The sequence below is a fragment of the Acinetobacter sp. YH12108 genome, from assembly GCF_013419055.1.
GTDB lineage: Bacteria > Pseudomonadota > Gammaproteobacteria > Pseudomonadales > Moraxellaceae > Acinetobacter.
The window spans coordinates 38,905-51,240 of record NZ_VPAW01000007.1; the positions used below are offsets into that span (position 1 = coordinate 38,905).

General features: G+C 41.0%; 8 protein-coding genes. 3 read left to right on the forward strand and 5 right to left on the reverse strand.

Annotated features, from left to right (window positions below; genetic code table 11):
- Positions 1 to 37 precede the first annotated feature (37 nt).
- The gene (gene pta / locus FTU46_RS05890; protein WP_180104541.1) at positions 38 to 2,176 is read left to right on the forward strand and encodes a phosphate acetyltransferase; all 2,139 of its coding nucleotides are present in this window, start codon (positions 38 to 40) and stop codon (positions 2,174 to 2,176) included.
- A gap of 307 nt (positions 2,177 to 2,483) precedes the next feature.
- Here pta and FTU46_RS05895 read toward each other — a convergent pair whose 3' ends face one another.
- Positions 2,484 to 2,723, reverse strand: a complete 240-nt coding sequence (locus FTU46_RS05895) for a DUF2171 domain-containing protein (protein ID WP_166136309.1) — start codon at positions 2,721 to 2,723, stop codon at positions 2,484 to 2,486.
- 729 nt (positions 2,724 to 3,452) lie between these two features.
- Between FTU46_RS05895 and FTU46_RS05900 the strand changes: the two genes are divergently transcribed.
- Positions 3,453 to 4,979, forward strand: coding sequence for a fumarate hydratase (locus tag FTU46_RS05900; RefSeq protein WP_005232211.1), 1,527 nt, complete (start codon positions 3,453 to 3,455; stop codon positions 4,977 to 4,979).
- A gap of 59 nt (positions 4,980 to 5,038) precedes the next feature.
- On the opposite strand, the gene FTU46_RS05905 is transcribed toward FTU46_RS05900, so the two are convergent.
- From FTU46_RS05905 to tig, 4 genes are all read right to left on the reverse strand, one after another.
- Positions 5,039 to 5,755, reverse strand: a complete 717-nt coding sequence (locus FTU46_RS05905; RefSeq protein ID WP_004781989.1) for a DUF2846 domain-containing protein — start codon at positions 5,753 to 5,755, stop codon at positions 5,039 to 5,041.
- A 167-nt stretch (positions 5,756 to 5,922) separates the two neighbouring features.
- Positions 5,923 to 7,233 (reverse strand): ATP-dependent protease ATP-binding subunit ClpX, encoded by a 1,311-nt coding sequence (gene clpX / locus FTU46_RS05910; protein WP_180104542.1) that lies wholly within the window; start codon positions 7,231 to 7,233, stop codon positions 5,923 to 5,925.
- Between the two features lie 29 nt (positions 7,234 to 7,262).
- Positions 7,263 to 7,868, reverse strand: coding sequence for an ATP-dependent Clp endopeptidase proteolytic subunit ClpP (gene clpP / locus FTU46_RS05915; RefSeq protein ID WP_004781985.1), 606 nt, complete (start codon positions 7,866 to 7,868; stop codon positions 7,263 to 7,265).
- Between the two features lie 190 nt (positions 7,869 to 8,058).
- On the reverse strand, positions 8,059 to 9,390 hold the full coding sequence (gene tig, locus FTU46_RS05920) for a trigger factor (protein ID WP_004781984.1): 1,332 nt from the start codon (positions 9,388 to 9,390) through the stop codon (positions 8,059 to 8,061).
- A gap of 503 nt (positions 9,391 to 9,893) precedes the next feature.
- On the opposite strand from tig, the gene FTU46_RS05925 reads away from it, so the two are divergent.
- Complete coding sequence (locus tag FTU46_RS05925) at positions 9,894 to 12,131, forward strand: TonB-dependent siderophore receptor (protein ID WP_180104543.1); 2,238 nt, start codon at positions 9,894 to 9,896, stop codon at positions 12,129 to 12,131.
- Positions 12,132 to 12,336: the final 205 nt, after the last annotated feature.

Sequence of the window (12,336 nt, forward strand, 5' to 3'; positions counted from 1 at the left end):
TTACCTAATTTCTATTATTGCGCGACTGATATTACTTATGAAAACGATTTTATTGGTGCCGACCGGGGAAGGCGTTGGCTTAACTTCAGCCTGTTTAGGTTTGGTATATGCTTTAGAATGCCAAGGGGTAAAGGCAGGCTTTGTGAAACCTTTTTCACAGGAAAAAAGTCAGGATACAGATCGCACTACAGCACTCTATCGTCATTTATCCCAAAGTGAAACCGTTGAACCGATTGCTTATGAAAGTCTGATTCAGCGCTTTAATCTTGGTGAAACAGATGAATTGCTTGAAGATGCAGTACGCCTGCATCGTGAGATTGCCAAAAATCACGACCTGATTATTGTTGAAGGTTTGGTACCCAATAGCCGTGATACCTTCGCGCCAAGCTTTAATGCAGCCTTGGCGCAGGCACTCGATGCCAAAGTCATCATTGTCAGCAATGCTGATATCAACCAGCCTGAAGTGGCAGCTGAAAAAGTTGAAAGCCAATTACGTTATTTGGGTGGGTCCTCTTCTACTCGTATGGCTGGCGTATTGTTTATGCGCACCAAAGGCTTACCGGAAGATTCTGCACAGATCCCGGTGACCATTGATCCTAGTTTACGTCTGATTAGTGATACCAACAAATTTATAGCAGCTATTCAGAAAACTCATGCCCATATTGGGTCTGAAAAGCTTCCAGTCATTGGTCTGGTTCCATTCAGTAATACTTTAAGTGTGCCACGTATTTCTGACCTGGCAGCGCATATTTCAGCAGACTGGGTGAACTTGGGTGAAGCAAAACAGCGCCGTGTCTTACACAGCAGTTTAATTGCGTCCAACATTGAACATGAATTGCATAAATTTGTAGCTGGCGAACTGATTATTAGTGCATCAGACCGTATTGATGTCTTGCTGGCAAGTAGCTTAGCGAGCAGCAATGGCATTCCATTGGCAGGTCTGGTACTGACTGAACATTATGAGCCAAATTCGGCTGTACTGGAGTTCTGCCAGACAGCGATTAAACATGGTCTGCCTATTCTGCATACGCCACTTAGCACTTTTGAAACTGCCCAAAGTCTGGCCAATTTAAGCAATGAAATTCCATGTGATGATACTGAACGTGCTGAACAGGTCACTCGTTTTGTGTCCAGTCATTTAAATGAAGAATGGATTGCACAGCTAATCAATGGTTCTTATAAGCCACGTCTGTCTCCTTCTGCATTCCGTCATGAACTGGTACAAAAATCGATTACTGCGAAAAAACGTATTGTGCTTCCGGAAGGTGATGAGCCACGTACCATTCAGGCGGCTGCGATCTGTCAATCTCGTGGGATTGCGCACTGTATCTTGCTGGCAAAACCGGAAGAAGTGGTTGAAGTTGCTAAAGCACGCAATATTGAATTACCGCACGATCTTGAAATTATTGATCCAGACCTGATTCGCGAGAATTATGTGGAAAAAATGGTTGAACTGCGTAAAGGCAAAATCAATGAATTGCAGGCGCGTGAACAGCTACAGGATACTGTCGTACTCGGTACCATGATGCTGGCACTTGATCAGGTGGATGGTCTGGTTTCTGGTGCAGTACATACGACTGCCAATACCGTTCGTCCTGCTTTCCAGTTGATCAAGACAGCGCCTGAATATTCACTGGTTTCTTCTGTGTTCTTTATGCTGCTGCCAGATGAGGTCTATGTTTATGGTGACTGTGCGATTAATCCAGATCCGGATGCTGAACAACTGGCTGAAATTGCAATTCAGTCTGCTGACTCTGCAAAAGCCTTTGGCATTGATCCACGTATTGCCATGATTTCTTACTCTACCGGGACTTCAGGCACAGGTGCAGACGTAGAAAAAGTGGCGAAAGCGACTGAGATTGCGAAACAGCGTCGTCCTGATCTGTTGATTGATGGTCCACTGCAATACGATGCCGCTTCAGTTGAAAGTGTAGGGCGTCAGAAAGCACCAGATTCACAAGTCGCTGGTCGTGCCAATGTGTTTATCTTCCCTGATCTAAATACTGGTAACACCACTTATAAAGCGGTACAACGTGCGGCAAATGTCGTGAGTGTCGGTCCGATGCTGCAAGGCTTGAACAAGCCGGTGAATGACCTGTCACGTGGTGCGCTGGTCGATGACATTGTATTTACTATAGCCTTAACTGCGATTCAGGCAGATCAGCAAGCTAGTTAATTTTCTTTACTTACTCCACAACCATCCGGTCAAAAGATCGGGTGGTTTTTTTATTGATCTATTTATAAGTTTTCTCAGTAATCATTAGGCGTTCTATCATCTACAGATCGTCTAGCTCAAAAAATTATGCAGGTTCGTAATCCGCGCTATGAGTAAATAAAACTAAAATAAAAAGATTGATGATACAAAATAAATGCCAGCCGAACAGGCTGGCATTTACCACTTTAACAGATCAGAGTGCCTATTTAAGCTTGCATCCAGTTTGACTATTTAAGCCAAACCAGAACAAGTCAGGCAACGATCATGCTTATACCGTGGTCCATTCTTTGTGCACATCTTCTGCTGTTTTATTCAAGATCACGCTGTCATCTTTCACTTCGCTTACCCAGCTGACCGGAATCAGATGATGCTCATTATTCTCGTCATCACTTCTTGTCAATTTAATCTTGTCCTGACCTTCTAAATGATCCACTTTACCAACTTGAGTACCATCTGAAGCAATTACTGAAGCATGTTCTTTGATGTCATTTGTATTAAAGTTACTCATTCCAATTGCCCTATTTATAGAAGTTGAGAGACCTCAGTCTAAGCCCTAAAAAATTGGCTGTGTGTAAGGGTTTTCAGGCTTTGGGTTTTTCTGGGTTAATAATGTAATGAAGAAAAATAACTGTGTCACAGGCGTGTTGTGGCAAGGCCAAGATGATTGAAATATTGTTTTTTTATTAAGGTAATTTGAAGATTTGAAGATTTGAAGATTTGAAGATTTGAAGATTTGAAGATTTGAAGATTTGAAGATTTGAAGATTTGAAGATAGGCTAATTTTTTAGCTCTTAAAATGTAAAAAAGAAGATAAAGCTTAAGCTTGATCTTCTTTCTGGCCGTAGAACCAAGTAGCAGCGATATAAAGACTAAAAGCAATTACCATCAATACACTAGTCAGGGTCATAAAGAAAACTCATCATTCATTTGATAAGCGCATTATGTAAAAGTTTTATGACAGTTATATGACAATGATGAAATTTTCATAATTTTAATTAATTAATAAAAATCATATATTTAGAATATATTTAATTATATTCCAATAAATTTTAAGCTGAAATATGACAGTAAATATGACAAAAACCTGTCATTTTTAACCAATCTTTCAGCCAAAGTAATTTTCCTTATTGCTTAAACTATAAACTTTTGGCCAATGTCCCTGCAAAACGCCCACAACCGGATTCATTTGTCTTATAATTTAGCCCGCTAGCTAACAGCCCGCTCAAGAGATATTTGTATGACAACTATTATCAAGCAAGATGACTTGATCACATCGGTTAAAGATGCGCTTCAGTTCATTTCTTACTATCATCCACAAGACTTCATCCAAGCGATGAGCCGTGCGTACGACCGTGAAGAGAACAAAGCTGCGAAAGATGCGATCGCGCAAATCTTAATTAACTCACGCATGTGTGCAGAAGGCCACCGCCCTATCTGCCAGGATACTGGTATCGTCAACGTATTTGTTGAAGTGGGCATGGACGTTAAATTTGATTTAACCATGAGCCTGGACGATGCGATCAACGAAGGTGTACGTCAAGGTTATCTTGAAAACTCTAACGTACTTCGTGCATCTGTACTGGCTGACCCTGCTTTTGGCCGTAAGAACACCAAAGACAACACGCCTGCTGTGATCTATCACAAACTTGTTCCAGGTAACAAAGTAGACATCACTGTTGCTGCTAAGGGTGGCGGTTCAGAAAACAAATCTAAACTGGCAATGTTGAACCCGTCTGACTCAATCGTGGACTGGGTATTAAAAACTGTTCCAACTATGGGTGCAGGCTGGTGTCCTCCTGGTATGCTGGGTATCGGTATTGGTGGTACTGCTGAAAAAGCCATGATGCTTGCAAAAGAAGCATTGATGGAAGAGATCAACATGGACGAATTGCTTCGTCGTGGCCCACAAAACAAACTTGAAGAACTTCGTATCGAAATCTTCGAGAAAGTAAACGCATTGGGCATTGGTGCTCAAGGTCTTGGCGGTTTAACCACTGTTCTAGACATCAAGATCAAAGATTACCCTTGTCACGCTGCGGGTAAACCAGTCGGCATGATCCCGAACTGTGCTGCAACCCGTCACGCACACTTCACACTTGATGGTTCAGGCGTTGCGCATATTCAAGCACCAAGCCTTGAAGACTATCCATCAGTTACTTGGGATTCTTCATCTTCTAAACGTGTTGACCTAGATAACATTACTCAAGAAGAAATGAACTCTTGGAAACCAGGTGATACGCTGCTTCTAAACGGTACAATCTATACTGGTCGTGATGCTGCACACAAACGTATGGTAGACATGCTGAACAACGGTGAAGAACTTCCTGTTGATCTGAAAGGCAAATTTATCTACTACGTAGGTCCTGTTGATCCAGTAGGTGACGAAGTTGTAGGTCCTGCAGGTCCAACAACTGCAACTCGTATGGATAAATTCACTCGCCAAGTATTAGAAGCAACTGGTCTTTATGGCATGATTGGTAAAGCGGACCGTGGTCCTGCTGCTGTTGAAGCAATTAAAGACAACAAAGCGACTTACCTCATGGCTGTAGGTGGTGCTGCATACCTCGTATCTAAAGCAATCCGTGAAGCTGAAGTAGTTGCATTTGCTGATCTGGGTATGGAAGCGATCTACAAGTTTGTAGTGAAAGATATGCCTGTTTCTGTTGCAGTTGACGTAAATGGTACATCTGTACACGCGACTGCTCCAAAAATCTGGCAAGCGAAGATTGGCAAGATTCCAGTAGTTGACGCTGCTGCAGGCTAATTTAAGCTAGATAAAAAAGCACCCAGATGGGTGCTTTTTTATTGGAGTTTTAAAATTAATTACCAGGTTCTTGGATCCCAGAGTTTAAACGGTGTGGTTAACTGTACATCTGTAGATGGATCGTATTCAGTTGCCTTAATTTTCTGGGCTTTCTTGCGGATTTTCCCAGTTTCCTGATCCTGTGCAAAAAAGTTAAAACTGTCCGATTTTAACTGGGTAAAAGCAATTTCATTAAGGCCCACACTGCTCGGCATCAGCATCAGAGGTCCCGGAACACTACGACGGGTGCTAAGATTTTCTTCATCATATTTAATAAAATAGGATTGACCCGCTTCTACCGTAAAGTCCAGATACTTAGGTTTCTGGAAATGCAACGCACCTAAAGGACGACTGGTACTCAAGCGATAAGTGCCTGCAGGTAGCTCAATCCAGTAATGATGATTATGCAATAAACTCGGAATACGATGCTGATTGATAAATAGGCTGGCAGCGACAATTTCCTGACGGTTCCACTTGGAATCCGGGCGGTATAAATAAACAATTGCAGCGTCCTCATGCTGAGGTTTAACTGCCTGAAAATGATTGCCCTGTTTCTGGTTGACCCAGCCACCAATCGTAAACATCCCCACCCGATGCTGTTCGACAAAGCCCGGTTTTTTTTCAAGATCAATATTTTTTAAAGTGCTGAGTGGCTGTGTAGGCTCAACTACGGCTTTTTTACCGTGACAACCCATCAGCGCCAAACTGCCGATGAGCACCATTGCGACTCCACGCATGCTTATCCCTCACTGCGTCTTTATTCTTGTATGCAAGTGCTTTGCGATATATTTTTATAGCTTTCGGCGTCCACGCCTAGATGTTGAGATTAGCATCTGCTTTTATCTTTTGGAAATAAAAAACGTGCGAAAACACGGGGTTTTCGCACGTTTCTGACGAATAGCAATCAAGCAGATTTGCTATTCACCACCTTTAAATCAACTTTCGACGCTGTTTCTGGCTCATCATGTGGTTGACGTTCAGCACGAAATTCTGGTGCAGCTTCACCATTAATGACTGCTTCATTGACTACCACAGTGCCTACATCGCTACGACTCGGCAGGTCATACATGGTTTCTAGCAATGAATTTTCCAGAATTGAACGCAGGCCACGCGCACCAGTATTACGTTCCAGTGCTTTTTTCGCAACCGCACGTAGTGCTGAATCTTCAAAGACCAAGTCCACATTTTCCATCTCAAACAGATGTTTATATTGACGGGTTAATGCATTCTTCGGCTCAGTCAGAATCTGCATTAAAGCTTCTTCATCGAGCTCATCCAGAGTCGCAATCACGGGTAAACGACCAATGAATTCTGGAATCAGACCAAATTTCACCAAGTCAGTCGCTTCGACCTGACGGAACAATTCAGACAGCTTTTTGCTTTCGTCTTTATTACGGACTTCTGCAGTAAAGCCAATACCACCTTTCTCCTGACGCTGCTGTACGATTTTCTCAAGACCTGAGAAAGCACCGCCACAGATGAACAGGATATTCGAGGTATCAATCTGGATGAATTCCTGCTGCGGATGCTTACGGCCACCTTGTGGTGGAATTGAAGCAACCGTACCTTCGATCATTTTCAGCAAGGCTTGCTGTACACCTTCACCTGATACATCACGAGTAATGGATGGGTTTTCAGATTTACGGGTAATCTTGTCGATTTCATCGATATAGATAATGCCCTTTTGCGCTTTTTCGACATCGTAATCAGCTTTTTGCAAAAGCTTTTGTACAATGTTTTCAACATCTTCACCCACATAACCCGCTTCAGTCAGGGTTGTTGCATCTGCCATGGCAAATGGAACGTCCAAAAGACGGGCAAGGGTTTGTGCCAGCAAAGTTTTACCTGAACCTGTCGGACCGACCAGCAGGATATTACTTTTGGCAATTTCAACGGAATCATCTGCTTTCTTACCATTGGTCTGTACTTTCAGACGTTTGTAATGGTTGTATACGGCCACAGATAATGTCTTTTTCGCTAGGTCCTGACCAATCACATATTGATCGAGCGCCGCACGGATTTCATGCGGTTTCGGTAAAGGACGGTTCGCCCAGTCATTGGTTTCGACCTGTTGACTGGTTTGAACCAAATCTAAGCATACGTCCACACATTCATTACAAATGTATGCGTCCTCGCCTGCAATCAGCTTTCCGACTTCAGACTGCGTTTTACCGCAAAATGAACAATGCTTTTGTCCTTGAGGATGTTCGGACATATTTACTCCAATATCTCAATCTCTAAAACTTATGGACGTTTCGTTAGAACTTCATCCACAAGACCGTATTCTTTCGCTTGCTGAGCAGTCATGAAGTTGTCACGGTCTGTATCACGTGCCACTTTTTCATAGTCCTGACCGCTATGTTCAGCCATTAAACGGTTTAAACGTTCTTTAATGAACAGAATTTCACGTGCGTGAATTTCAATATCTGATGCCTGGCCTTTGAAACCACCCAAAGGCTGGTGAATCATGACACGTGCATTTTCAAGGCAGTAACGTTTGCCTTTAGTCCCTGCATTGAGCAGGAATGCGCCCATTGATGCTGCCTGACCCATACAGTAAGTCACAACATCCGGTTTAATAAACTGCATGGTATCGTAGATCGCCATGCCAGCAGTCACCGAACCACCCGGTGAGTTGATATATAGATGAATATCTTTATCTGGGTTCTCAGCTTCTAAAAACAACATTTGCGCAACGATCAGGTTGGCCATATTGTCTTCAACTTCACCTGTCAGAAAAATTACCCGCTCACGTAAAAGGCGTGAATAAATATCAAAAGAACGCTCACCACGAGAGGATTGTTCTACCACCATTGGCACTAAAGCGTTTTCAATCGTTGGAACATACATAGGTTTATTTATTCCTAAATTTTTGTGACTTAATCCATAATCACAATATGAGGGATAATCAATGAAATTGCAAAATAATCGCGAATAATTCCATCATATTTTTTGCATTAGTTTTGTGAAAATCAGATATGTCAAGAAATTACTAATATGAAAAAAGGCGCACGAAGCGCCTTTTTATGGAAAGCTTGAATTAGCCTTGTTGACGAGCTTGTTGCTCTTTCAATAAGTCTTCATAGCTTACAGTCGCATCAGTCACTTTAGCAGATGACAGAATGTGATCAACAACTTGGTCTTCAAGTACAACTGCTTCGATTTGAGCACGTTGTTGCTTGTCATTCTTGAAGTATTCGATCACTTCGTTTGGATCTTCGTAAGAAGAAGCCATGTCTTCGATATAAGCTTCAACGCGCGCTTGATCTACTTCGATTTTCGCATCAGCAAGAATACGGCTTACCAATACGCCAAGTTTAACTGATTTCTCAGCTTGTTCTTTGAACAGGTCATCTGGAAGCATGCTTGAATCAAATGCTTTCGCGCCTTGAGCACCGAACTGTTGAGTGAACTGCTGGATCATTTGTTGACGTTGACGGTCAATTTCCTGAGCAACCATTGCAGATGGAAGTTCAACTTCGTTTGCAGCTACAAGTGCATCGAAAGTTGCGCCTTTAACCTGGTTACGAAGGCCGTTTTTCACTTCACGTTCCATGTTTTTACGAACGTCAGCTTTCAGTTTTTCAACGCCATCTTCTTCAGAAATACCGAAAATTTTCAGGAATTCAGCATCAATTTCTGGAAGTTTTTGTTTTTCAACAAGTTTCACATTGATTTTGAATTGAGCTTGTTTACCAGCAAGGTTTTCAGCTTGGTAATCTTCAGGGAAAGTAACATCGATCACTTTCTCTTCGCCTTTCTTCATACCGATGATGCCATCTTCGAAGCCAGGGATCATACGGCCAGAACCTAAAACAAGTTTAAAGTCTTGCGCAGCGCCGCCTTCAAATTTTTCGCCATCAACAGTACCTTCGAAGTCGAAAGTTACTTGCATGTCTTTTTTAGCCATGCCTTTAGTTTCAGCCCAAGAAGCGCGTTGTTTTTGAAGATTTTCAATCATCTTCTCAACGTCTTTATCATTTACTTCAGACGCTTTACGTTCAACTTCCAGACCTTCGAATTTCACTTCAACTTCTGGATAAACTTCAACAGTCGCTTCATAAACTAAAGCATCATCTTTCATTTCAGTTTTTTCGATGTTTGGCATACCAACAGCGTTGATTTTTTCTTGTTGGATTGCTTCGAAAACTGTGTCACGAATGATGTCGTTGACAACTTCTTGGTAGATACCAGCGCCGTATTCACGACGAACTACGTTTACAGGTACTTTACCTGGACGGAAGCCGTTGATCTTCGCAGTTTTAGCAGTGCGTTTTAAACGAGCTTCAAATTGCTCATTAATACGGCTCGTCGGTACAGAAACATTTAAACGACGGGCAACGCCCGAAACCGCTTCAGAAGTTACTTGCATGGCTTCCTCTATATATTTGGTAATAACAGGTTTATAAAAATGTGCCACATTATATGACAACATTTGCAGATATACAAAACACAATACTTGAATCGTCTTTATTGATGCTGTAATAATCAAATTTATTCAGTCAAATTCATTTTTCTTTGATTAAATATCCCTTCCCTCAAATAAGAGTAGATATATTGATTACTCAAACTGGACAGATCATCTCATTCATCGGCATTTATGGATTTTTATAGGACTTTTAGTAAACTTTTCTTTATCTTTTCTTCAAAATTTTTAAACTCTAATAATCTCAATAAAAGTAACGATAATAATCTATTAATCAGATCTATTTTAAATACATTAACTTAGAAACATTTTGATACACTATCACATTGATCAAACCAATTAATACAATCCTTAAAATCGTCATTTCCTATCGGCAAGTAATTCTTAATTTAAATAAGAATTATTATTATTCGCATACATAAATTTTAAGCTTTTTTTCGGGTTCCCACATGTCGTTTATCAAATCACGTAAAAAACTCGTTTCATCGGCGATTGCCTCTTCCCTCTCGATTGTAACCGTAAATGCTGTGGCTGATGAAAATGTGGTCAAGCTCGAAACTATTCATCAAGAAGTTAAAGCTGAACAGACACCAAGTTTAAAAGTAGATAATTCCGCAAATAAGAAATTTGTTGCACCTTTACTGGATACACCTAAATCTGTATCAGTCATTTCTAAGCAACTGATTGAAGACACTCAAGTCACTACACTTTCTGATGCTTTACGTACTGTACCTGGTATTACTTTGGGTGCGGGTGAAGGTGGCAACCCGAATGGCGATCGTCCATTTATTCGTGGTTATAACTCTGAAAGCTCAATGTATGTAGATGGAGTTCGTAGCGCGACTTCACAAAACCGTGAAATGTTTGCGGTCGAACAGGTTGAAGTGACCAAAGGCTCTTCTTCTGCAATGGGCGGTGCCGGTACGACTGGCGGTAGCATCAACATGATCTCTAAGGTTGCTAAAGCTGGTGATTCTTTAGAAGGTTCCATTGCACAAGGTACCGATAATTACCAGCGCATCACTTTAGATGGCAACAAAGATTTCGGTAATGGCATTGCAGCGCGTATTGCTATGATGGGTCATCAAAATGAAAAAGCAGGTCAGAAAGACGGCGCTGAATATAAACGTGTAGGTATTGCACCAAGTATCAGTTTTGGCCTGGATACTCCTACTCGTGGGACTTTAAGCTATTACTACTTAAAATCTGATGATACGCCTGATGCTGGTGTTCCATATAATTATGACAAAGATAAAAAAGCGACTGTCGGTAAACCTATCGATGTTAAACAAGGCATCTACTATGGTTTATTAAATCGTGATTTCCAGAAACAAGAAAATCAGATTGGTACACTTAAATTAGAACATGATCTGACTGATGATTTGACTTTGAGTAATACTGCTATTTATAGCAAGTCAAAAAATGATTATCTATGGACGCAGCCTGATGACTCAAAAGGTAACGTACTCAATGATAAAGTATGGCGTCGTATTAACTCACGGATTACAGATACAGAAACCTTTAGCGATCAACTTTCTTTAGCAGGTAAGTTTAATACCGGTGCTCTAAAGCATAGCTTTAATACAGGTGTTGAATACTCTAAACAAGAATCTGATAAAGGTAACTATTCAACCACCTACCCTGGCTACCCTGATAGCACGACAGGTGGATTTAACAGTGATTGTGCAAATAATGATGCATGGTGTACTTCTTTAACCAATCCAAACTCACGTGATCAATGGTTAGGTGCTCGTACAGCCAACAGAGCTACCACGACCACTACCACAGAAACAGCTTCTATTTATTTACTGGATAACATTGAACTCAATCCGCAATGGTTATTGGACTTAGGATTGCGTTGGGATGACTTTGATACCAAGCAAAAAACCAATGCTTCAGGTGAAACCATTTCAAGTGACGCTGATTTCTTCACTTACCAGGCAGGTCTTACTTTTAAACCGCGTGAAAATGGATCTATTTACACAAGCTTCGCTACTTCAGCCAACCCTGTAGGTGTTGACTCAGGTGATGGTTCAGAAGGTATTGCAGAAAATTATAGCAATCTCGATCCTGAAGAAAGCCGCACATTTGAAATTGGTACGAAATGGGATCTATTTAATGACAAATTGAATTTGACTGCTGCAATTTTCCGTACTGAAAAACAGAATGCTCGAGTTCAGTTAACACCGACTACTTATGCTAACGTTGGTGAAAGTAAGGTAGATGGCTTTGAGCTTGGTTTAAACGGTAATCTTACTGATAAATGGGCAGTCTCTGCGGGCTATACATACCTAGACAGTGAAGCTGTTGATAATGGAAAAAAATGTAGCGGTCGACCAACTGTATGTACAAATGAAGATAGTCCATACAATGGAAATAAAATGCCTAACGTTGCGAAAAACTCAGCCACACTTTGGACGACTTATGATCTAACCCCTGCGTTAACAATCGGTGCTGGTGCAGTTGCGATGGACAAAGTGTATGGTGACCTAGCGAATACTAAATATGTTCCAGGTTATGTACGCTATGATGCCATGGCACGTTATAACGTAAATCAAAATGTTGACCTGCAGTTAAATGTAAATAACCTATCGGATGAACGTTATTTCACTAAAGCTTATGCATCTCACTATGCAACTGAAGCAGAAGGCCGTAACGCAGTTCTTTCTCTGAACTTTAAATACTAAGTTTTAGCTTCTTCCCTCCTCAAAAAATAGCCTCATTCGTGAGGCTATTTTTATTTTCTGAAAGATATAAAACTTTAAATCTAGATTTAGTTCTATTTACACACCTTTTGATAAAAAGCTTTAAATAGAAAATAATTACATTTTTTAATCTTAGGTAAAAAACTGAAAAATAAGTTTATTTTGAAATTTTTCTTCATAGAAATCC

Coding starts and splice junctions, on each gene's coding strand:
- pta (WP_180104541.1), top strand. CDS start 38: ATGAAAACGATTTTATTGGTGCCGACCGGGGAAGGCGTTGGCTTAACT.
- FTU46_RS05895 (WP_166136309.1), bottom strand. CDS start 2,723: ATGAGTAACTTTAATACAAATGACATCAAAGAACATGCTTCAGTAATT.
- FTU46_RS05900 (WP_005232211.1), top strand. CDS start 3,453: ATGACAACTATTATCAAGCAAGATGACTTGATCACATCGGTTAAAGAT.
- FTU46_RS05905 (WP_004781989.1), bottom strand. CDS start 5,755: ATGCGTGGAGTCGCAATGGTGCTCATCGGCAGTTTGGCGCTGATGGGT.
- clpX (WP_180104542.1), bottom strand. CDS start 7,233: ATGTCCGAACATCCTCAAGGACAAAAGCATTGTTCATTTTGCGGTAAA.
- clpP (WP_004781985.1), bottom strand. CDS start 7,868: ATGTATGTTCCAACGATTGAAAACGCTTTAGTGCCAATGGTGGTAGAA.
- tig (WP_004781984.1), bottom strand. CDS start 9,390: ATGCAAGTAACTTCTGAAGCGGTTTCGGGCGTTGCCCGTCGTTTAAAT.
- FTU46_RS05925 (WP_180104543.1), top strand. CDS start 9,894: ATGTCGTTTATCAAATCACGTAAAAAACTCGTTTCATCGGCGATTGCC.